Source organism: Bradyrhizobium genosp. A (assembly GCF_049949275.1).
GTDB lineage: Bacteria > Pseudomonadota > Alphaproteobacteria > Rhizobiales > Xanthobacteraceae > Bradyrhizobium.
This window is the reverse complement of the sequence record NZ_CP188196.1, coordinates 8,240,684-8,261,979: the sequence shown is the minus strand read 5'-3', so window position 1 is coordinate 8,261,979 and position 21,296 is coordinate 8,240,684. Positions and strand designations below refer to the sequence as shown.

The 21,296-nt window shown below is 64.6% G+C and carries 16 protein-coding genes; 7 read left to right on the top strand and 9 right to left on the bottom strand.

From position 1 onward, the window contains the following. Positions 1-83 precede the first annotated feature (83 nt). From ACP2YP_RS38700 to ACP2YP_RS38690, 3 genes are all read right to left on the bottom strand, one after another. Positions 84-2,333: an acetate--CoA ligase family protein gene (locus ACP2YP_RS38700; protein WP_426421527.1), complete on the bottom strand. Its 2,250-nt coding sequence runs from the start codon at positions 2,331-2,333 to the stop codon at positions 84-86. A gap of 142 nt (positions 2,334-2,475) precedes the next feature. Then, positions 2,476-3,045, bottom strand: coding sequence for a class GN sortase (locus ACP2YP_RS38695; RefSeq protein ID WP_426421526.1), 570 nt, complete (start codon positions 3,043-3,045; stop codon positions 2,476-2,478). A gap of 176 nt (positions 3,046-3,221) precedes the next feature. Next, positions 3,222-5,483: a marine proteobacterial sortase target protein gene (locus ACP2YP_RS38690; protein ID WP_426421525.1), complete on the bottom strand. Its 2,262-nt coding sequence runs from the start codon at positions 5,481-5,483 to the stop codon at positions 3,222-3,224. Positions 5,484-5,670: 187 nt separating this feature from the next. Here ACP2YP_RS38690 and ACP2YP_RS38685 point away from each other — a divergent pair, with 187 nt between their 5' ends. After that, positions 5,671-6,441 (top strand): helix-turn-helix domain-containing protein, encoded by a 771-nt coding sequence (locus ACP2YP_RS38685; RefSeq protein WP_426421524.1) that lies wholly within the window; start codon positions 5,671-5,673, stop codon positions 6,439-6,441. A 76-nt stretch (positions 6,442-6,517) separates the two neighbouring features. Here ACP2YP_RS38685 and ACP2YP_RS38680 read toward each other — a convergent pair whose 3' ends face one another. After that, complete coding sequence (locus ACP2YP_RS38680; RefSeq protein WP_426421523.1) at positions 6,518-7,738, bottom strand: ABC transporter substrate-binding protein; 1,221 nt, start codon at positions 7,736-7,738, stop codon at positions 6,518-6,520. 78 nt (positions 7,739-7,816) lie between these two features. Then, positions 7,817-9,367 carry an acyl-CoA synthetase gene (locus ACP2YP_RS38675; RefSeq protein ID WP_426421522.1) on the bottom strand — a complete coding sequence of 517 codons (1,551 nt, stop codon included), beginning with the start codon at positions 9,365-9,367 and terminating at the stop codon, positions 7,817-7,819. 263 nt (positions 9,368-9,630) lie between these two features. Between ACP2YP_RS38675 and ACP2YP_RS38670 the strand changes: the two genes are divergently transcribed. The 6 genes from ACP2YP_RS38670 to ACP2YP_RS38645 all read left to right on the top strand — a co-directional run bounded on the left by ACP2YP_RS38670 (position 9,631) and on the right by ACP2YP_RS38645 (position 17,255). Beyond that, complete coding sequence (locus tag ACP2YP_RS38670) at positions 9,631-10,767, top strand: acyl-CoA dehydrogenase family protein (protein ID WP_426421521.1); 1,137 nt, start codon at positions 9,631-9,633, stop codon at positions 10,765-10,767. Positions 10,768-10,843: 76 nt separating this feature from the next. After that, on the top strand, positions 10,844-11,500 hold the full coding sequence (locus ACP2YP_RS38665) for a glutathione S-transferase family protein (RefSeq protein ID WP_426421520.1): 657 nt from the start codon (positions 10,844-10,846) through the stop codon (positions 11,498-11,500). A 176-nt stretch (positions 11,501-11,676) separates the two neighbouring features. Continuing rightward, positions 11,677-12,477 (top strand): helix-turn-helix domain-containing protein, encoded by an 801-nt coding sequence (locus ACP2YP_RS38660; protein ID WP_426421519.1) that lies wholly within the window; start codon positions 11,677-11,679, stop codon positions 12,475-12,477. Between the two features lie 198 nt (positions 12,478-12,675). Beyond that, positions 12,676-13,542: a 3-keto-5-aminohexanoate cleavage protein gene (locus ACP2YP_RS38655; protein ID WP_426426430.1), complete on the top strand. Its 867-nt coding sequence runs from the start codon at positions 12,676-12,678 to the stop codon at positions 13,540-13,542. Between the two features lie 123 nt (positions 13,543-13,665). Then, positions 13,666-15,282 carry an acyl-CoA carboxylase subunit beta gene (locus ACP2YP_RS38650; RefSeq protein ID WP_426421518.1) on the top strand — a complete coding sequence of 539 codons (1,617 nt, stop codon included), beginning with the start codon at positions 13,666-13,668 and terminating at the stop codon, positions 15,280-15,282. Beyond that, positions 15,279-17,255, top strand: a complete 1,977-nt coding sequence (locus ACP2YP_RS38645) for an acetyl/propionyl/methylcrotonyl-CoA carboxylase subunit alpha (protein WP_426421517.1) — start codon at positions 15,279-15,281, stop codon at positions 17,253-17,255. The genes ACP2YP_RS38650 and ACP2YP_RS38645 overlap by 4 nt, the downstream gene beginning before the upstream one ends. Before the next feature lie 111 nt (positions 17,256-17,366). On the opposite strand, the gene ACP2YP_RS38640 is transcribed toward ACP2YP_RS38645, so the two are convergent. Genes ACP2YP_RS38640 through ACP2YP_RS38625 form a run of 4 tightly spaced genes read right to left on the bottom strand, consistent with a single transcriptional unit; the run spans position 17,367 to position 21,207 of the window. Next, the gene (locus ACP2YP_RS38640) at positions 17,367-18,353 is read right to left on the bottom strand and encodes an ABC transporter ATP-binding protein (RefSeq protein WP_426421516.1); all 987 of its coding nucleotides are present in this window, start codon (positions 18,351-18,353) and stop codon (positions 17,367-17,369) included. After that, entirely contained in the window at positions 18,350-19,357 is a 1,008-nt protein-coding gene (locus ACP2YP_RS38635) for an ABC transporter ATP-binding protein (protein ID WP_426421515.1), read from the bottom strand. Before ACP2YP_RS38635 ends, ACP2YP_RS38640 begins: the two co-directional genes overlap by 4 nt. Further along, complete coding sequence (locus ACP2YP_RS38630) at positions 19,357-20,250, bottom strand: ABC transporter permease (RefSeq protein WP_426421514.1); 894 nt, start codon at positions 20,248-20,250, stop codon at positions 19,357-19,359. The genes ACP2YP_RS38635 and ACP2YP_RS38630 overlap by 1 nt, the downstream gene beginning before the upstream one ends. Before the next feature lie 9 nt (positions 20,251-20,259). Continuing rightward, positions 20,260-21,207 (bottom strand): ABC transporter permease, encoded by a 948-nt coding sequence (locus ACP2YP_RS38625; RefSeq protein ID WP_426421513.1) that lies wholly within the window; start codon positions 21,205-21,207, stop codon positions 20,260-20,262. Positions 21,208-21,296: the final 89 nt, after the last annotated feature.

Genomic DNA, 21,296 nt, shown 5'->3' with positions numbered 1-21,296 from the left:
GTTGGAAGGAGCCTGGATGGCCGCAATGTTAACGAGAGCGGGTTAACGACTTGTCCGCCTTCGCTCTTCCGCCCTGCGCGACATCAATGGCCAGCGGCGCGCTTCGCGGCTGCGTTGTTCAGCACGATCAGCGCATCGACCGCGACGCCGGTTCTGGCATTGATCAGGAACGGATTGATGTCGATCGAGGCGATCCGGTCGCCGGCATCCGCGATCAAATTGGACAGGCCGACCAGCGCCTTCACCGCCGAGGTCTCGTGCAGCGCCGGCTTGCCGCGATAGCCGCGCATCTTGATGCCGGCCTTGGTGCGGCCGATCAGGAGCCGCGCCTCGGCCTCGTCCAGCGGCGCGCCGGCCAGCGCCACGTCCTTCATCAGCTCGATATCGATGCCGCCGGTGCCGAACAGCACGACCGGCCCCATCTCGGCATCGAGCGAGGCGCCGACCACGAGCTCGAGGTCGGCCTTGACCTGCTGCGCGATCAGGATGCCGTCGAGCTTCGGCTTGCCCTTCAGCTTCTTCACCCGCGCGGTGATGTCGGAAAACGCTTTCTTCACCTCGGCCGCGCTGTTGAGGTTCAGCACCACGCCGCCGATATCGGATTTGTGCAGGATCTCGGCGCTGACGACTTTGGCCACGACCGGAAAGCCGATCTGCTTGGCAATCTTCACGGCCTCCGCCCCCGTCTGCGCAATTCCCTCCCTCGAGGTCGGGATGCCATAGGCTTTCAGCAGCTTTTTCGAGGCGACCTCGTCGAGCGCGGCGCCGCTCGCCGATGCCAGCGCTTTCTCCAGCACGGCGCGCGCGGCGGGCTTCGAGCTCGAGACGATGTCGGGCACCTCTTTGCGCAGCCTGGCATAGGCGAGCAGGGATTTGATCGCGGTCACCGCGCGATCCATGCCCTGCATCACCGCGAGGTGCGGCAGCGATTTGCGCAGACCCTTGGTGTACTCGGTGAAGCCGATCGACATCGCGCTGATATAGATCACGGGTTTTGAGGCCCGGCTCGCCATCTCGTTGACGATACGCAGATTACGCTCGCGCTGCTCGTGCGGCGCTTTCGGAAGCTCAGCGTCGACGATGACGATGTCGATATCAGGATCGTCGATCATCAGCTTGATCGACTTCATGTAGACGGAAGGATCGACCACGGCGGCAAAGCCGGCATCGAGCGGATTGCCGACGATCGAGCCCGGGCCGAGCATCTTCGCCAGTTCGCTGCTGACATGGGGACTGAGCGGCGCGAAATTCAGGCCTTCTGCATAAAAGGCATCGATCAGCATGCCGCGCTTGCCGCCGGACAGTGTCACTGCGGCAAGCCGGTCGCCTTTGGGCACGGCGGCGTGGACGAAGCATTCGGTGGTCTCGATCAATTCGTCGAGCCCGCCCACGCGGATCACGCCTTCGCGGGTTGCGATCGCGTCGAACGTCTCGATCGAGCCCGCCAGCGCGCCGGTGTGCGCCATCGCCGCGGCGCGGCCGCCTTCCGATGATCCGAGCTTGAGTGCAATCACCGGCTTGCTCGCGGCCCGCGCGGCCTTGCAGGCGTCGCGAAACGCCTTGGTGTTACGGACGCCTTCGAGATAGACCACGATCACCTTGACGCTCGGATCGTCGGCGAAATAGCGCATCAGGTCGGGCGTCTCGAGCCCGGTCTCGTTGCCTGTCGTCACCATATAGCCGACGCCGACGCCGCGATCCTCCAGCGCCTGCCGGATTGCCATGACGATGGCGCCGGATTGGCCGGCGATCGCCACCGCGCCTTGTTCCATGGTGACGTTGCGGTCGTCGATATTGGTGAAGAGATTCTCGCCGGCGCTCAAATTGCCGAGGCAGTTGGGGCCGGTGACGGCGAGCCCCGTCTCACGCACGGCCTGTTGCAGCTCCGTGGCGAGCTTCTGGCTCTCCTCATCCTGCAACTCGCTGAAACCTGAAGTGACGATGGTAGCCGACCGCGCGCCGGCAGCAGCGGCGTCGCGGATCACCTGCACGGCAAAGCGTGCGGGCACCAGCACCAAAACGTGATCAGGCTTCTCGGGGAGGCTCGCAAAATCCTTGTAGCAGGGCACGCCCCAGATGGTTTCGCGCTTGGCGTTGACAGGAAAGAGCCCGCCCTCGAAGCCGTATCTGACCAGATTGTTCCAGATGCGCTCGGCGTAATTGCCCGGCTTGTCGGTCGCGCCCACCAGCACGATGTTGTGCGGATGCAGCATGGCGTGGATGCCCTTGACGATGTCACTGGCATCGGGCGGCGGCGACCATGAGCGGGCAGGAACCGACGCGGCAGAGACCTGGGTTTTAGAGACCTGCGCTTTAGAGACCCGAGCTTCCATGGCGTGACCTCACTTGTTGTTCTTTTTGGCAGCGCGTCACTCTGTTCTATGGCGAGTTCTTCGGAGTGGCAACCGTGTGGGTGGCATGCCGTGTGATGGAATGAATGACGCATCGGCGCGCCTCGCCGGCCCGATGGGCGATCTATCTGTCGGCGCCAATCAATGTTGCATGCAGGATGTAGCGCTCGGGGCCGGAGGTGATGGAGTCGAATGGCCAGCAGGTCGCCAGAACAAGCTCGAAACCCTCTGCCGCGGCGTCGAGGCCCGATGCATCGAAACGGACCACGGTCGAGGAATCCGCGCGATAGCGAAAATGTCGACCGTCGCTGCGGGTGACATCGATGACGTCACCAACGACAACATTCCGCAGGAAACGGAAGTGCGTGTCGCGATGGGCGGCATACACGCCAATCCCGCGTTCGCCCGCGTTAGCCGTGTGCTGGATATGGCCGGGTCCAAAAGCGAGCGCTTGGCCGCTCGTGCCGTCCAGCACGATGGCGCTGGCGCTGATCCGTTTCACCTCGATCCGGGCCACCGGCCAGGTATCGGCCCAGGACCACGGCTTGACCGGCTGGCCGGTCGCAACGCTCCGGTCGAACGCACGCTCCAGCAGCAGCTGCGCGAGCCACGCCTTGGCGTGGATGTAGGCGCCGTCGCCGAACAGGATCGTTCCAACCAGCGCCAGGACCAGAGGCGAGATGAAGCGGGGCATTGATTCCACAATCGTCATTGCGAGCGCAGCGAAGCAATCCAGAATCTTTCCGAGGAGGCAGTCTGGATTGCTTCGCTGCGCTCGCAATGACGGGGAAGAAAAAGGCGCGCGCGGCCGTTGGTTTCGGGACGGGCAGCCGCGCGCGCCAAGCAAGAGGAGTTCGGGGGGCTCCTCTCTCAAGCGGCGTCAGTGAGCAAGGTCTGACGCCGGTTGAACACGAACAGGATCAGGGCGAGAACGATCATGATCAGGCCTGCGATCATCTTCAGCGCGGCCGAAGTCGCGGTCTTGGGCAGACGGATCGCATCGGGCGTGACAGGAGCCGGCCGCCTTGCTGCTGGCTGGCCTGCATCGGCGCGGCGCTCGCGCAACTGTGTCGGTGTCAGCTGCGGCCGTTCGCCGAACACCTTCGCGAAATCCCAGCCCGCCGGCAGGTTGATCGGAAGCTCGCTGAGCTTGAGCGGCTGGCCCTCGGGACGGCTCGGCGTCTTGTCGACCGCGACCAGGCTGGTCAGCCGCGTGACGATCTGATGGTCGAGCGCCAGCGCCAGGATCGTCTTGTCCGTGTCCTCCGGCGTCATCTCGCGGAGCGTCCGCGCCACCTCGGCATCGCCGATCTTGCGCCTGGCCCAGAGTTTTGACAGGCCTTTGCCCTCGGCGGCATTTTGCAGCGGCAGCGTCACCGACCACGGGCGATCGCCGACACGACCCTTGATCTCCAGCGATCCCGCGAGCTTGTCGAGCTTCGCTGCGAGCACCAGCGGCTCGTCGCGATAGATGTCGGGAATGATCGCGGGCGTGACGTCGGCTTTGGCCTCGGAAAATTTTGCGGTGAGGCCGGTCACGGCAGGGTTCTCCAGCTTGGCGAACAGGCCGCGCATGCGCTCCTCGACCTGCTCGACCGAGCCGATATGGGTGAAGGCGCCGCGGCCGAGCTCGGAAGCCCGCGTCATCAGATAGGTGTTGGGCGCGGAGCCGATGCCGACCATGAAGATGCGCGAGCGGCCGCGCATCGCGGTGATGGTCTCGAACAATTGCTGCTCGTTGCCGATCGCGCCGTCGGTCAGGAACACGATTTGGCGAACCATGCTGGTATCACCGATCTTGTCGGTCAGTGCCGCGCGCATCGCCGGCACCATCTCGGTGCTGCCACGTGCCTGCAATGCGCTGACGAATGACGTCGCTTCGCTGACATGCGCGGTATCGGCTGGCACCGAGGTCGGAAACAGCACGTCCATGGTGTCGTCGAAACGGATCACGTTGAAGCGGTCGTTCGGCCGGAGGCGGCCGAGCGCATAGAGCAGGCTCGCCTTGGCTTGCTCGATCGAGGTGCCGCCCATTGAGCCGGAATTGTCGATCACGAACACCACTTCGCGCGGCAGCGGCTTCTGCGTTGTTTGCTCGGCGGCGGGCGGTGTAACGAAGGCGAGCAAATAGTCGGCATCGCCGACATGCTCGTGGAACAGGCCGACCGACGGCGCCTTTTCGGCGGCCGGCTTCCAGGTCAGCTCGAAGTCGCGGTCGGCGGGCACGGTGCCGCCGGCAAGCGTCACGACGCGCGTCGTGTCGTCCGGGCTCTCGATCTTGACGTTGTGATGGTGGCTCTTGACCTCGCCAAGCGCAAAGCCGGCTTTCAGGTGCACCGTGATGCTGGTCGGATTGATCGGCGGATTCTTGGCGGGATCGAGCACCGGCGGCGAGATGCGGTCGCGATCCGGCACGGGGTTCGATGCGGTGGCGCCCCAGCCGGAGCCGTCTTTGCGAAAATCGACGCTCTGAACGCTCGGCGCCGGATTGTAGCGCGGCCCGACCACGAGCGGCACGCGCAGCGAATATTCGTTGCCGGTTTGGTGCACCGGCTCCTGATATTCGATCTGCACCAGCACGGTTTCGCCGGGACCGATATTGGCGACCGAGTTGGTGAAGATGTTGGGCCGTTCCTGCTCGGTGAGCGCGGCCTTCTGTCCGTTGCGGCGCGCCTGCTCGTAGATCACGCGTGCCTGCTGACGCTCCTTGATGTCGCCGACGATGACGCGGTCGCCGACCACCATCTTGAGCGTGTCGACGGCGCCGTCGGCGGCCAACGGATAGACATAGGTCGCCTCGGCCCAGTCCTTGGTCGGGTTGCGGAAGATCTGCGTGACGCGCGTGCGCAGCGTCGGGCCTGACACGGTGACGTCGACATCGATCCCGAGGCGGATGGCTTCGGTGTAAGCGCCGTCCTCCTTCAGGAGGAGGCTGCCGGACTTGGCATCGCCGGGCTGGAGCAGGCTTGCCTGCTCGGTCGTCGCCGACCAGGAAGTCTCGAAGCTCACCAGCAGGGCCACGAAACTGACCAGGAGGACGGCAATGCTTTGCGCCAGAAGGAACAGACCGACCTTGATCAGCCTCCCCAGCCAGGGGTGTTCGTCGCTGTCTTCCGCGTCGTAGATGTCCATTTTTCCTGCTCCCGAAGTGTGTTTGACGCTGCCGAGCATCCGTCGGGAGGGGGCGATTTCGCGAGCAGAATGATCGGCAATGTTCCGCCGCGGCTGGCCTTGCCGGGCCACCTCTTTGGCGACGATGTCCGGTTTTGTGCTGACTTGTCCGTCCTGCTAGACTGGCGGCCGTGGAGCAGGGTTAACGATGCAGACGCAAGACAAGCTCGCTGACAGGCAGCTTTCGGACGAGCAAAGCCGCGAGGTCGCGGAGACGATCCGCGAGGAGATCGCAAGACGCCGGATCTCGCGGCAGGCGCTGGCCGAGCAGGCCAAGCTCAGCCTGTCGACGCTGGAGAAGGCGCTCGGCGGCCGCCGCCCGTTCACGCTGGCAACCACGGTCCGGCTCGAGCAGGCCTTGGGCGTGTCCTTGCGCAAGAGCACGGTTGCGCCGTCGCCCACGGCCGGCAACGATGTCGCGCCAGACAGTCTCGGCTCTTATTCGCATCGCGCGGTGACCTGGATCGAGGACGTCTACATCACGCTGCGGCCGTCCTTTGGCGACAAGGATGCGATCTTCGCCTATCGCACCGAGATCGCCTGGGAGCCGAAGGTCTCCTCGCTGGTCTTCCGCGAGGGCGAGCGGACCGATGCGGCCTATGAGCACACCGGTGAAGTTGCTGTGCCGCATCAGTCGGGGTTCATCTATCTTGTCATCAACAAGCATGGCCAGCATCGCGTGATCACGGTATCGCGGCCAACCGTGTCCGGTGCGATGTATGGCATCATCTCGACGCTGCGCGCCGGCGCCGGCTCGCAACTGACGCCGGTCGCGGCGCCGATCGCCTATGTTCCGTCACGCAATATCGCCGATCCGGCGGTGGGCCGGATCGCACCCGACCACGCGAATTACAAGCTGTATCGAGATCACCTTCGGCGCACTGTCGACGAGTCTTTTGCGCTCTTTTTGCCTGCCTGAATTTGCGCCCGAGCGCCCAAAAAGATAGCGGCCTTACGGCCGCTATCTCGCATGTGTCGGCAATCTCTCGTCGAAGCTAGCCGCTCGGCTCGGCGCTGATGATGGGGCCGAACAGTTCCCACTGGCCGCCTTTGAAGCGCCACATCTTGAGCTGCTCGATCGGCGCGAAGTCGGTGGCCGAGGTGTTGATCGTGATCCCCGGGATCAGCGTGTCGGGAGTGAAGTCCTTCAGGCTGGCGGCCTGCTTCATCACGTTCTCGCGGGTGAGATTATCGCCCGCCTGCTTCAGCACCTGAACCATGGTCTGCGCCGCGGCATAGCCGTAGACCAGATTGGCGTCCGAAATGTTGGCACCCGGCATGTACTTTTCGATGAAGGCCATGAACTTCTTCATGCCGGCATCGTCTTTCCACTGCGGATCCGAGGCATCCTTGAGGTAGCCGGCCGAGAGCACGCCTTCGGAGGCCTCGAAGCCGGCGGGCTTCATCACCGCACCGATCGAGACCGAGACGTCGGTCATCAGATGCATCGGCTTCCAGCCGAGCTCGGCGATCTTCTTGATGGCCTGCGCCGCGAATTTCGGGGTCGCAATGTTCACGAAGACGTCGGCGCCGGTGTCCTTGAGCTTGACGATATGGGCGTCGATCGAGGGCTCCGATGTCTCGTAGCTCTCTTCGGCCACGATCAGCTTCGATGCCTTGTCGCCGAACACGTCCTTGATGCCGGCAAGGTAGTCTTTGCCGAAATCGTCGTTGGCATAGAAGATCGCAACCTTCGCGTCCGGCTTCTCCTTCAGGATGTATTTTGCGAAGATCCGCGCCTCGACCCGGTAGCTCGGCTGGAAGCCCATGGTCCAGGGGAAGTTGTGCGGATCGTTCCACTTGCTGGCGCCGGTGGCGAGGAAGAGCTGCGGCACCTTCTTGGAGTTGTGATATTTCTGCACGGCGGTCTGGGTCGGCGTACCCAGCGCGTTGAACACCAGGAAGACCTCGTCGCTTTCGATCAGCTTGCGGATCTGCTCCACCGTCTTCGGCGGCGAGTAGCCGTCGTCATAGGAGATCCAGTTGATCTTGCGGCCGTTGATGCCGCCCTGGTCGTTGATCATCTTGAAATAGGCTTCCTCGGTCTTGCCGATGACGCCGTAGGCGGAAGCGGGTCCCGAATAGGCCTCGACATTGCCGATCTTGATCTCGGTGTCGGTGACGCCGGTGTCGTACGCCTTCTGGGCGGAGGCGCCCTGGATCGTGAGCAGCGACAACGCGGTTGCTGCGGTAAGCAGGGAGAGTTTCTTGTTCATGAAAATTCCTTGCGGTTCTTCTGGGTGGGAGCAGGCACGTCAGAAAAGCAAAAAGCGCCCGCGAGAGGGGCGCTTTGATCAGGCGTTGGCGACTTTCTTGTCGACTTCTGAAGTCACCGAAAATTCCTTGCGCAGGGTCGGCTTGTGGATTTTTCCGGTGGCGTTGCGCGGCAGCGCATCGACGAAGCGGATCTGGCGCGGACATTTGAAGCGCGCGAGATTCGCCGCGCAATGCGCAAGGACGTCGGCCTCGGTCAGCCTTTGTCCCGGCTTGACCGCGACGATGGCAAGGCCGACCTCGCCCCATTGCGGATCGGGAATGCCGATCACCGCGGCTTCCACGATGGCGTTAAGCTGGTGCAGGACGCTCTCGACCTCGGCCGGATAGACGTTCTCGCCGCCGGAGATGTACATGTCCTTCCAGCGGTCGACGATGTAATAGAAGCCTTCGTCGTCGACGCGCGTCGCATCGCCCGTGTGAAGCCAGCCGTCGGTGAAAGCGGATTTGTTCGCCTCCGGCCTGTTCCAATAGCCCGGCGTGATGTTCGGTCCCTTGACCCAGAGCTCACCGAGCTCGCCGACATCGGCATCGCTCCCGTCGGGGCGGACGATGCGCACCTCCGTGTGCAGCACCGGCTTGCCGGCGGAGCCGGCCTTGCGTGCCGCATCCTCGCGATCGAGCACCAGCACGGCGGGCGACGTCTCGGTCATGCCGTAGCCCTGCTGAAGCGCGACGCCGCGCGCCTCCCACACCTTGAGCAGCGGCACCGGCATCGGTGCGCCGCCGACACCACAGACGATCAACCGGGAAAGATCTGAAGTCGTGAAGGCCGGATGCTGCGCCATGAATTGGTAGATCGCGGGCACGCCGAAGAACACGTTGATGCCCTGGGCGGGATCGTTGATCAGGCCGAGCGCGGTGCCGGGATCGAACGCGCGCATGATCATCACGGTGCCGCCGGCATGCAGCACGGGATTGGTGTAGCAGTTGAGCCCGCCGGTGTGGAACAGCGGCAGCACGGTGAGCAGCACAGAGGACGGTCCGATGCAGGCCGGGCCGCCGAGATTGACGCAATTCCAGAAGGTCATGCCATGCGTGATGGTCGCGCCCTTCGGGTGTCCCGTCGTGCCCGACGTGTACATGATGGTCGAGACATCATCGAGCGTGACCTCTTCGGCGCGCTCCAGCGGCTTGGCGCCTGCAATGCCGGCCTCATAGGCGCCGCCGGGACCGAGCAGCAGGCTGGTCGCGACGTTGCAGAGCTTTGCGACGGCGAGCGCGGTCTCGGCCAGATCGGTGTCATGGATCATCACCTTCGGCGCGCAATCGCCGGTGATGAACTGAAGCTCGGGAACGGTGAGGCGGGTGTTCAGCGGCACGAAGACGGCACCTAGCCGTCCGCAGGCGAACTGCACCTCCAGCGTATCGGTCGTGTTCAGCGCCAGCACCGCGACCCGGTCGCCGCGCGAGACTTTCAGTGTTTGGCGAAAGAACGAGGCAAGGCGCGAGACGCGGGCGTCGAGCTGCCGATAAGTGAAGCGGCGCTCGCTCGCGAGGTCGATGGCCGCAACCTTGCCAGGCGAGCGGCGCGCATGATGCGCGATCCAGTCGTAGTAACGAACGGCCAACAATCCCTCCCTCGGCGGTCTTCTACCGCCTGCCTTTTATTGCCGTGCACCATGCCCGGCGTGGCCCTGGGAGGCCAGCCGGAGTTTTGTGCAGCAGTCCTTTTTTGATTTGGAGTTGGCCTGCGAGGGGTGAAAATCGTCTTGCGTTGAGTTGCTAGGCCACGACCGGCGAGGTGCCATCCCTCACCCAGCCACTCGGCGCAAGTGAGCCGCCAATGTTCCGGCCATGGTGGAAGAAGAGAGTCGTCGAAGGCGCGAATGCAATGAAGAGCCCATTCTATACTGCCGAGCACGAAGCATTTCGCGACGTGATGCGCCGCTTCGTCGACAAGGAGATCGCACCGTTCGCCCATGAATGGGACGAGGCCGGCGAATTTCCCCGCGCGCTCTATCGCAAGGCGGCCGAGATCGGCCTGTTGGGGCTGGGATTTCCCGAGGAATATGGCGGGATCGCCGCCGACCAGTTCATGAAGATCGTGGCCAGCCAGGAGCTGGCGCGGGCAGGTGCCGGCGGCGTCAGCGCCAGCCTGATGAGCCACACCATCGGCTCGCCGCCGATCGCCCGCGCCGCGCTGCCGGAGGTCAAGGCGCGCGTGCTGCCGCAGGTGCTGGCCGGCGAGAAGATCTCTGCGCTCGCCATCACCGAGCCCGGCGGCGGTTCAGACGTCGCAAACCTCCGCACCCGGGCGCGGCGCGACGGCGATCACTACGTCGTGAGCGGCGAGAAGACCTTCATCACCTCGGGCGTGCGCGCCGATTATCTGACCGTTGCGGTGCGTACCGGCGGCGAGGGCGCCGGCGGCGTCAGCCTGCTCCTGATCGAGGGCGATACGCCCGGCCTGTCGCGCACCGAGCTGAAGAAGATGGGCTGGTGGGCCTCCGACACCGCGACGCTGCATTTCGACGATTGCCGCGTGCCGGCCGAAAACCTGATCGGCGAGGAGGGCCAGGGATTCAAGATCATCATGCAGAATTTCAACAGCGAGCGCATGGGCATGGCGGCCGGCTGCACCGCCTTCGCCCGCGTCTGCCTCGATGAGGCGGTCGCTTATGCCAAGGAACGCAAGACGTTTGGCAAGCCGCTCGCCCAGCACCAGGTGATCCGCCACAAGATCGTCGACATGGCGCAGAAGGTCGCAGCGTCGCAAGCGATGCTGGAGATGCTGGCCTGGCGGCTGGAGCAGGGCGAGAGCCCGGTCGCCGAAATCTGCATGATGAAGAACCAGGCGACGCAGACCATGGCGTTCTGCGCCTCGGAAGCCGTGCAGATTTTTGGCGGCGCCGGCTTCATGCGTGGCATCAAGGCCGAGCGCATCTACCGCGAGGTCAAGGTCAATGCCATCGGCGGCGGCACCGAGGAGATCATGAAGGATCTGGCGTCAAGGCAGATGGGGTTGTGACGAGGGGAAAAATGCTGTTCACCGCCGACCACGACGAGATCCGTCGTTCCGGATCATGTTCTAAAGGGAAGTCCTGATGATCACGCTCTATCACTGCGACGCCGCGCGCTCGTTCCGTCCGCTCTGGATGCTGGAGGAGATGGGGCTGCCGTATGAGCTGAAGATGTTGCCGTTCCCGCCGCGGGTCTTTGCCAAGGAATATCTCGCGCTCAATCCGCTGGGGACGATTCCCTTCATGGTCGACGGCGAGACTAAGATGACGGAGTCCTCCGGCATCTGCCACTATCTCGGCGTCAAATATGGCCCGACGCCGCTGATGGTCGGCCCCGAGGATCCCGCCTATGGCGCCTTCCTGAATTGGATGTATTTCAGCGACGCGACGTTAACCTTCCCGCAGACGCTGGTGCTCCGCTACACCCAGCTCGAGCCGGAGGAGCGCCGCAATCCGCAGGTCGCCACCGATTATGCGAAGTGGTTTCTGGGGCGACTGCGCGCCGTCGAGGCAGCGACCGCGAATGCCGAAACCCTGTGCGCCGGCCGTTTCACCGCCGCTGACATTGTCATTGGTTACGCGCTCCGGCTCGCCAGCAATATCGGTCTCGCCAAGGATTTTGGGCCGAATGTCGCAGCCTATTGGGCGCGCTTGCAGCAGCGCGACGGTTTCAGGCGCGCGGTTGCGGCGGAGCAGAAGGCCGGCGCCGAGCAGAATGTTCCGCCGCGCGTGAGGGCGTAAGCCCTCTGCAGGTTGGGGCTACGGTCTCATCGCGGTTCCGGGAAGACTGATTGTCGGCCCGGAATGGTAATCTTTTGCGCTCCATGACAGCGCTATCGCGTCGTGACAGCGCCCCAATTTCCGCTAAGGTGACCTCCGTCCGCAGCGGCCAGAGAGCCGCGCGAGGAGGATACCCAATGGAAGACAAGGGTCGCGAATCCGACCATCTGATGCTGATCACGCCGGAGCGGGTCTTCTATGCCGGCTTGCTCGGCAGGCCCCGCAAGCGGACCCCAGGTTGCTGTCACGTCTATGTCGCCGTGAAAGGCAACCTGCATCTGACCATCGACGATGTCCTCGCCACCGCCGAACTGTTCGTTACCCTGCCGAACCAGCGGCATTCCATTGCCAGCGACTACCGCACCGCAATCAGCGTCACGCTCGAGCCGGAAAGCATGCCTGACGGCGTGATCGAGGCCTTGGCCCAGCGGTTGATGGGACCTGATCGGGCCGTCTATGCCCGAAAAATCCTCGCGGCCTACACGCTGCTGCGCCAGCGCCGCTATAACGACATCACCACCGCCGAGTTCGACGAGATGTGTTTTGGCGAGGCGCTGCCGCGCCGCGTGCTCGACCCGCGCGTGACGCGCGCCGTCGCGCGCATCGAGCGTTTTTCGGGCGAGCCCGTCACCGCAGACACCTGTGCGGCCGAAGCTGGTCTCTCCGCCTCGCGCTTCCTGCATCTGTTCAAGGAAGAGACCGGCATCTCCTTCCGCTCCTTCCGTGCCTGGAAGCGCGCGCGGCATCTGCTGCACTTCGCCAACCAGGACCTCAACCTCGCCCATCTCGCTCAGGACATCGGCTATCCCGATAGCACGCATTTCAGTCATTCGATCCGCCGCTTTTACGGATTGAAGCCGCGTGCGATCTTCGTCGGCTCGCGGGATCTCGCGATCTATCGCAGCACCGAGACGGTGAGGCTGGCCGAAGCGAGTTAGCGCCGCTCTCGTAGGGTTGGCAAAGCGAAGCGTGCCCACCATCTTCGCCAAGTATCGAGACGTGGTGGGCACGGCGCAAAGCGCCTTTGCCCACCCTACGAGAGCTTGTCTTTAACTAGCTTCTCCGCGCAAGAAGCCGCATGCCGCGCATCACATGATCGCAGGCGTTGAATTCTCAACGTGCGAGACATGAGTGGTATGAGCGACAAGGCCGTCATCACCTGCGCGCTGAACGGCGTGCTCACCGACCCGAAGCAGCACAATGTGCCGGTTACGCCCGAGCAGATGGCGCGCGAGGCCAAGGCTGCGTTCGATGCGGGCGCCTCCGTCATGCACATCCATCTGCGCCAGCAGGCGCCGGACAAGGGGCACCTGCCGTCCTGGGAAGTTGCGGTCAGCAAGGAGATCCAGCAGGCGATCCGCGAAGCCTGTCCTGGCGTCATCATCAACCATACCTCTGGCGTGTCAGGGCCGAATTACAGCGGCGCACTCGACTGCATCCGCGAGACCAGGCCGGAGATCGCCGCCTGCAACGCCGGCTCGCTGAACTATCTGAAGGTGAAAGCTGACAACACCTGGGCCTGGCCGCCGATGATGTTCGACAACGCGGTCGAGAAGGTGAAGGACTATCTCGACGTCATGATCGCGGTCGGCGCCATCCCCGAGTTCGAATGTTTCGACGTCGGGATCGTCCGCTGCGTCGGCATGTATCACCAGGTCGGTATGTACAAGGGCCCGCTTGAATACAATTTCGTCATGGGCGTCGCCTCCGGCATGCCGTCGGATCCTGAATTGCTGCCGATCCTGATCAAGCTGAAGCGCCCCGAAGCGCAGTTTCAGGTCACCGCCATCGGCCGCGAGGAGATCTGGCCGCTGCACCAGCGCTGCGCCGAGCTCGGCGGTCATCTGCGCACTGGCCTGGAGGATACATTCTATCTCGCCGACGGCAGGAAGGTGACGTCGAACGGCCAGCTGATCGAGGCCATCGCCGCCTGCGCCCGCCGTGCCGGCCGCGAGATCGCAAGCCCCGCCGAGGCGCGGAAGATCTTTGGGACGAATCGATAAGCCACACTCCGTCATTCCGGGATGGCCCGAAGGGCCAGGCCCGGAATCCATAACCACAATCGGGAGTATGGATTCCGGGCTCGCGACTGCGTCGCGCCCCGGAATGACGACTGGGAAAGAATGATGTCCATTCTCGTAAACACCATCTCCCCCGGCAGCGCCGCCTACAACGCCAACCGGGACGGCATGCTCGGCCTGATCGACCGCATGCGCGCGCTGGAAGAGCGCACGCGTGCGGCATCTGCCGCGGCAAAGGATCGCTTCCACAAGCGCGGCCAGCTGCTGCCGCGTGAGCGCGTCGCACTGGTGCTCGATCCCGGCGCGCCCTTCATCGAGCTGTCAACGCTCGCCGGCTACATGTTCGACGTGCCGGATGCAAACAAGAGCGTGCCAGGCGGCGGCGTCATCGCCGGCATCGGCTTCGTCTCCGGCATTCGTTGCATGGTCAGCGCCAGTGATGCCGGCATCGACGCCGGCGCGCTGCAGCCCTACGGCCTCGACAAGACGCTGCGGGTGCAGGAGCTCGCGCTGGAGAACAAGCTGCCTTACGTGCAGCTCGTCGAGAGCGCCGGCGCCAATCTGCTGCGTTATCGCGTCGAGGACTTTGTCCGCGGCGGCAACATCTTTCGCAATCTCGCGCGGCTCTCGGCAGCAGGTTTGCCTGTTGTCACCGTCACGCACGGCTCGTCTACTGCGGGCGGTGCCTACCAGACCGGCCTCTCCGACTACATCGTCATGGTGCGCGGCCGCACCCGCGCCTTCCTTGCGGGGCCGCCGCTGCTGAAAGCCGCGACCGGCGAGATCGCGACCGAGGAAGAGCTTGGCGGCGCCGAGATGCACACGCAAATCTCCGGTCTCGGCGACTATCTCGCCGAGGACGATCGCGATGCCCTGCGCATCGCACGCGAGATCATGGCGGCGCTGGAGTGGGAGCGGCCGGGCCGGGCGGCTCCGCAATTCAAGCCGCCGCGCTACGACCAGGACGAGCTGCTCAGCATCATGCCGATGGATCACAAGCGTCCAGTCGACATGAAGCAGGTGATCGCGCGCATCGTCGACGATTCCGATTTCACCGAGATGGCGTCGAACTACGGCCCCGCCACTGTCTGCGGCCATGCCCGCATCGAGGGCCAGGCGATCGGCATCATCACCAACAACGGTCCGCTCGATCCCGCCGGCGCCAACAAGGCGACGCACTTCATCCAGGCCTGCTGCCAGACCCGCACGCCGATCCTCTATCTCAACAACACCACCGGCTACATGGTCGGCAAAGCCTACGAAGAAGCCGGCATGATCAAGCACGGCTCGAAGATGATCCAGGCGGTGACATCGGCGACGGTGCCGCAGATTACCATCTATTGCGGCGCCTCCTTCGGCGCCGGCAATTACGGCATGTGCGGGCGCGGATTCCATCCGCGGTTCTGCTTCTCGTGGCCCAACGCCAAAACCGCCGTGATGGGCGGCGAGCAGGCCGCCGAGACCATGGCGATCGTGACGGAAGCCGCCGCCGCACGCCGCGGCAAGCCGATCGAGAAGGACAAGCTCGATGCGATGAAGGCTGAGATCATCGGCGTGTTCGACGGCCAGATGGACGTGTTCTCGACCAGCGCGCGCGTGCTCGACGACGGCGTGATCGATCCGCGCGATACCCGCGCGGTGCTGTCCGAGGTGCTGGCGATCTGCCGCGAGGGCGATTCGCGCACACCCCAGCGCATGCAATTCTCGGTGGCCCGCCCATGAGGAACGGATCAGTGCAGCACCGGCCGTTCTTCAAACTCCTGGTCGCCAATCGTGGCGAGATTGCGCTGCGCGTGATGCGCAGCGCGCGGCAGCTGGGCTTAAGCGTCGTTGCTGTCTATTCGGATGCCGATCGCGATGCGCTCCACGTGCGGCAAGCCGATCAGGCGGTGCGAATCGGCGAAGCCTTGCCGGCGCAGTCCTATCTCAACATTCCCGCGATCATCGCGGCGGCGAAGGCGAGCGGCGCGGACGCGGTGCATCCCGGCTACGGCTTCCTTGCCGAGAACGAAGATTTTGCGCAGGCGTGCAAGGATGCCGGCCTCGTCTTTATCGGCCCGTCACCGCAGGCGATCGAGGCCATGGGCAACAAGGCCGGCGCCAAGGAGATCATGAAAAAGGCCGGCGTGCCCTGCGTGCCTGGCTATCAGGGCGCCGACCAGGGTGACGAGGTTATGCTTGCGGAAGCCAAAAAGATCGGCTTCCCCGTGATGATCAAGGCGGTCGCCGGTGGTGGCGGCCGCGGCATGCGGCTCGTGACCGACGCCGCATCCTTCGCCGATGCCCTGCGCAGCGCGCGGTCGGAGGCGAAAGCGGCGTTCGGCGATCCCACCGTCATTCTCGAACGCGCCATTCAGAACCCCCGGCACATCGAGATCCAGGTGTTCGGTGACAGCCATGGCAATGCCATCCATCTCGGTGAGCGCGACTGCTCGGTACAGCGGCGGCACCAGAAGCTGATCGAGGAGGCGCCATCGCCCGCGGTGACGCCGGAGCTGCGCGCAAAAATGGGCGAGGTCGCGGTCGCGGCCGTGAAGGCGCTGCGCTACGAGGGCGCCGGCACGCTGGAATTCCTGCTCGACGCCAGCGGCGAGTTCTACTTCATGGAGATGAACACACGCCTCCAGGTCGAGCATCCCGTCACCGAGGCGATCACCGGGCTCGATCTCGTCGAGCTGCAATTGCGCGTGGCGCGTGGCGAGCCATTGCCGGTGAAGCAGCAGGACATCCGCTTCTCGGGCCACGCCATCGAGGTGCGGCTCTGCTCGGAAGATGCCGCGCAAGACTTCATGCCGCAGTCCGGCCGCGTGGCGCGCTGGCAGGTGCCTGATGGCATCCGCGTCGAGCACGCGCTGCAATCGGGCTCGGAAATCCCGCCGTTCTACGATTCGATGATCGCCAAGGTGATCAGCCACGGCGCCACGCGCGAGGAGGCGAGGGGGCGGCTGATCGTCGGACTGGAGCAGCTCACGGCGCTTGGCGTGACGACCAACCAGGCGTTCCTGATGTCGTGCTTGCGTCATCCCGGCTTTGCCAGGGGTGAGGCGACGACGGCCTTCATCGGCGCGTATCGCGACGAGCTGCTGGTGCCGCGCGCGGATGCTGCGTTCGATACGGCGCTGGCTGGCCTGTTACTCTACGTCTCGAATCCGCGCGCGCCGTCATGGCGGGGTGGCCGGAGCCTGTCGGCAACATTCCCCTTGCCGGCGAAGATCGAGATCGCAGGTCACGCGCATGAGCTCGAAATCACGCGTGAGCGCGATGGCAGCTACACCGTCGCCACCGACGGTCGCCTGGACAAGTTCGAGATCGAGCAACTCGATCCCGACGCCATCCGCTTCCGCCACGACGGCGTGATGGACAGCGCAAAATTCCTGCGCGACGGCGATCGGCTCTACCTCCAGCATCGCGGCATCCCGATCGCGGTGAATGATCTCACGCTGGCCGCGCCGAACGCCGCCGCAGCGAATGGCGGCGACGGCAAAGTCCGCGCTGCCATGAATGGCCGCGTCGTCGCTGTTTTGGTCAAGCCGGGCGACCGCGTCACCGCCGGCCAGCCAGTGATGACGCTGGAGGCGATGAAGATGGAGCACGTCCACAAGGCCGGCATCGACGGCGTGGTTTCGGCGATCGACGTCGCCGAGGGCGAGCAGGTCACGACGGGCAGGATCGTGGCGGAGATCGGGGCGGGGTAGTGCTGCAAACACCGCATTCGTAGGGTGGGTTAGCGAAGCGTAACCCACCACTTCTCTCTCCCGTGAAGCAGACCTTGGTGGGTTACGCTTCGCTAACCCACCCTTACAATTCTACTGGCCCCGCCCCGTCCCCTCGTTGAGCAGGCACGCCACCTGGTGCCCGTCGCCTGCATCCATCAGCACTGGCCGCTCCGTCTTGCACCGCTCCATCGCAAACCGGCAGCGCGTGTGAAACGCGCAGCCGGGCGGCGGATTGACCGGGCTCGGCACGTCGCCGTCCACCAGCGGCGCGAGCCTTTTCGCGAGCGGGTTGGCGACCGGCACTGAGGCGAGCAGGGCCTGCGTGTAGGGATGGCGCGGGTTTCGAAATAGCTCGTCCTTGTCGGCGAGCTCGACGATGCGGCCGAGATACATCACGGCGACGCGGTGGCTGATATGGGCGACCACGGCGAGGTCGTGCGCGATGAAGAGATAGGAAAAACCGTGCTGCTTTTGCAGGTCGATCAGCAGGTTGATCACCTGCGCCTGGATCGAGACATCAAGCGCGGAGACCGGCTCGTCGCAGACGATCAGGCGCGGCTCCAGCGCGAGCGCCCGCGCGATGCAGATGCGCTGGCGCTGGCCGCCGGAGAACTGATGCGGAAAATTGCGCATCTGGTCGGGCCGCAAGCCGACCTGCTCGAACAGTTTTGCGACACGCACCTCCAGCGCCTTGCCGGTTGCGAGACCGTGCACCGCCAGCGGCTCGCCGACGATATCGCCCGCAGTCATGCGCGGATTGAGCGAAGCAAACGGATCCTGGAACACGATCTGCATCGAGCGGCGGTGCCGGCGCAGCGCCGCCTTGGACAGATGCGTGATGTCCTCACCGTCGAGGCGGATCCGGCCCGAGGTCGGCTCGACCAGCCGCAGCACGCTGCGTGCCACCGTCGACTTGCCGCAGCCGGATTCGCCGACAAGGCCGAGCGTCTCGCCCGCGCCAAGCGAGAACGAGACGCCGTCGACCGAATGCACGGTGCCGACCTGCCGGCGCAGCACGCCGGCGCGCACCGGATAATGCTTCTTGAGGTCGGTGACTTCGAGCAGTGCCTCGGTCATGCCACCTCCGCCACTTCACCCGCGCGCCAGCAGGCGGCGAGATGGCCGCCGCCCCAGTCGGTCAGCGGCGGATATTCGGCTTCGCAGTGCTTGATCGCGAGCTTGCAGCGCGGCGCGAAGGCACAGCCTTTCGGCAACCGCACCAGCGACGGCACCGTGCCGGGAATTTCGTTCAGCCGCTCCTGGGCCGCGGCGCCGGATGTGGGCACGGCCGGAATCGAGGCCATCAGCCCGCGCGTATAGGGATGCTTTGGTGCGGCGAACAACGCCTCGACGCTGGCTTCCTCGACCTTCCGTCCCGCATACATCACGATGACGCGCTGCGCGGTCTGCGCGACGACGCCGAGATCGTGCGTGATCAGCACCAGGCCGGTGCCGAGCTCCTTCTGGAGATCGAGGATCAGCGCCAGGATCTGCGCCTGGATGGTGACGTCGAGCGCGGTAGTCGGCTCGTCCGCAATCAGCAGCGCCGGACGGCACGCCAGCGCCATCGCGATCATCGCGCGCTGGCGCATGCCGCCGGAGAGCTGGTGCGGATATTCGCGCGCACGCCGCGCCGGCTCGGGGATGCGCACCAGCCGCAGCATCTCGACGGCGATATCCCGGGCCTCCTTTGTCGACAGGTTCCGGTGCAGCCGCACCGCCTCGACGATCTGGTCGCCGATCCGCATCACCGGATTGAGCGAGGTCATCGGCTCCTGGAAGATCATGGAGATGCGATTGCCCCGGATCTTGCGCATCTCCGCTTCGTTGAGCGCGAGCAGCTCGGTACCTTCGAGCGTGACGGTGCCGCCGACGATACGACCCGGCGGATCGGGCACCAGCCGCATCAGCGACAGCGCGGTAACGCTCTTGCCGCAACCGGATTCGCCGACGATCGCCAGTGTCTCGCCGCGACTCACAGTGAAGGAGACGTCGTCGACCGCCTTGAACAGGCCGGAGTTGGTGAAGAACACCGTCTTCAGGTTCTTCACTTCGAGCACGAGATCGGAGGTGTCAGCCATCAGCCGCGCTGCCGGGGATCGAGGATGTCGCGCAAGGCGTCACCGAACAAGTTTGCGCCGAACACGGCGAGGCTGATCGCGATACCCGGGAAGATCACCAGCCATGGCGCGGTGCGGACATATTCGGCGGCGGACTCGGAAAGCATACGGCCCCACGACGGATAAGGCTCGGGAATGCCGAGACCGAGGAAGGAGAGCGAAGCTTCGGTGAGGATGGTCGAGCCGAGCTGGGCCGTGGCGAGCACGATCAGCGGCGCCAGCGTGTTCGGCAGCACATGGCGGAGCGCGACGCGGACCTCGCTCATGCCGATCGATTTCGCCGCTTCCACGAACGGCTGCTCGCGCAGCGCCAGCGTGTTGGCGCGGGTGACACGCGAGACGGTCGGGATCAGCGGAATGGCAATCGCAAGGATGACATTCGGCAGGGATGGGCCGAGTGCCGCCGTCATGATCAGGGCCAGGACCAGCAGCGGCAGCGCCTGCAAGATGTCGGAGACGCGCTGGAACACGAGATCGACCCAGCCGGAGAGATAGCCGGAGGTGAGGCCGACGATGACGCCGATCGAGCCGCCGAGCGCGGTCGAGCCAATCCCGACCGCGAGCGAGATCCGCGCGCCATGGATGATGCGGCTGAACACGTCGCGGCCGAACGAGTCCGTGCCCATCCAGTGCGCCAGGCTCGGACGCATCAGCGCATGGGCGGAATCGACGGTCAGCGGGTCATAGCGCGCGATGAAGTCGGCAAAAATCGCCGTCAGCACGAACAGCGTCATGATGGCGAGACCGGCCGCACCCAGCACGTGCCGCTGCGCCAGGAACAGCACGCGCCGCCAGCCGCCGCTGGCATGCGCGCCGGCCCGCCTCAGTTCATCGTCATAGTCGATTGCGGCCAAGCGCCTCTCCTAGTCCGTATACCGGATGCGTGGATCGAACACGGCGTAGAGCATGTCGACGATGAAATTCGCGCTCACCACCACGACGGCGATCAGCATCACGAGGTTCTGCACGATCGGATAATCGCGCCAGCGGATCGCCTCGACCAGGAAGCGTGCGACGCCGGGGATGTTGAACACGGTCTCGGTGACGATCAGACCGCCGATCAGGAACGCCGCCTCGATGCCGATCACGGTGATGACGGGCAGAATCGCGTTCTTCAGCGCGTGATGATAGTTCACGGCGGCATCGGAGGCGCCCTTGGCGCGCGCGGTGCGGATATAGTCCTGCCGCAGCACCTCCAGCATGGACGAGCGCGTGATGCGCATGGTCAGCGCCGCGCTGCGGAAGCCGACGGCGGCGGCCGGCACGGCGTAAGTCGCGAAGGCCTCGAGCCACGTGGCCGGATTGGGATTGAAGATCGGTATCTGGCCGAACATCGCAACCGACGCGGTGAGGATCAGCAGGCCGAGCCAGAACGACGGCAGCGACAATCCGCTCAGGCTCACCACGCGCAGCGCGTAATCGAGCCGCGTGCCCTGTTTGACCGCGCTGATGACGCCAAGCGGAATGCCAATCGACGCCGAGAACAGCAGCGCGAGGCCAGCGAGCCGCGCGGTGATCGGAATCCGCGGCAGGATCTCCTGAAGCGCCGGCTTCTCCGAGACGTAGGAGTAACCGAGATCGCCTTGCAGAAGGCCGCTGATCCAGTGCAGATATTGCATCACCAGCGGCTGATCGATGCCGAGCTGCTTCTCGAGATCGACCTTGTCGGCGGGATCGACGTAGCCAGCCGCTGCGAACAGGATGTCGACGATATTGCCGGGCACGATGCGCAACAGGAAGAAGATGACGACCGAGATCCCGAACAGGGTCACGAGCATCAAGAACAGGCGTCGCACCAGATAGGCAAACATCTTTCGCGCTCCGCGAGCCGCTAGAGCATGATCCGGAAAAGTGCGGGGCGGTTTTTCCGACAAGATCATGCTCAAAAAAATCTCGTCAA

Excerpts from the sequence above, each read along its gene's own strand:
- ACP2YP_RS38660 (WP_426421519.1), top strand. The coding sequence starts at position 11,677 with ATGGAAGACAAGGGTCGCGAATCCGACCATCTGATGCTGATCACGCCG.
- ACP2YP_RS38695 (WP_426421526.1), bottom strand. The coding sequence starts at position 3,045 with ATGCCCCGCTTCATCTCGCCTCTGGTCCTGGCGCTGGTTGGAACGATC.
- ACP2YP_RS38640 (WP_426421516.1), bottom strand. The coding sequence starts at position 18,353 with ATGACCGAGGCACTGCTCGAAGTCACCGACCTCAAGAAGCATTATCCG.
- ACP2YP_RS38685 (WP_426421524.1), top strand. The coding sequence starts at position 5,671 with ATGCAGACGCAAGACAAGCTCGCTGACAGGCAGCTTTCGGACGAGCAA.
- ACP2YP_RS38680 (WP_426421523.1), bottom strand. The coding sequence starts at position 7,738 with ATGAACAAGAAACTCTCCCTGCTTACCGCAGCAACCGCGTTGTCGCTG.
- ACP2YP_RS38700 (WP_426421527.1), bottom strand. The coding sequence starts at position 2,333 with ATGGAAGCTCGGGTCTCTAAAGCGCAGGTCTCTAAAACCCAGGTCTCT.
- ACP2YP_RS38645 (WP_426421517.1), top strand. The coding sequence starts at position 15,279 with ATGAGGAACGGATCAGTGCAGCACCGGCCGTTCTTCAAACTCCTGGTC.
- ACP2YP_RS38625 (WP_426421513.1), bottom strand. The coding sequence starts at position 21,207 with ATGTTTGCCTATCTGGTGCGACGCCTGTTCTTGATGCTCGTGACCCTG.
- ACP2YP_RS38670 (WP_426421521.1), top strand. The coding sequence starts at position 9,631 with ATGAAGAGCCCATTCTATACTGCCGAGCACGAAGCATTTCGCGACGTG.
- ACP2YP_RS38635 (WP_426421515.1), bottom strand. The coding sequence starts at position 19,357 with ATGGCTGACACCTCCGATCTCGTGCTCGAAGTGAAGAACCTGAAGACG.
- ACP2YP_RS38665 (WP_426421520.1), top strand. The coding sequence starts at position 10,844 with ATGATCACGCTCTATCACTGCGACGCCGCGCGCTCGTTCCGTCCGCTC.
- ACP2YP_RS38655 (WP_426426430.1), top strand. The coding sequence starts at position 12,676 with ATGAGCGACAAGGCCGTCATCACCTGCGCGCTGAACGGCGTGCTCACC.
- ACP2YP_RS38650 (WP_426421518.1), top strand. The coding sequence starts at position 13,666 with ATGTCCATTCTCGTAAACACCATCTCCCCCGGCAGCGCCGCCTACAAC.
- ACP2YP_RS38690 (WP_426421525.1), bottom strand. The coding sequence starts at position 5,483 with ATGGACATCTACGACGCGGAAGACAGCGACGAACACCCCTGGCTGGGG.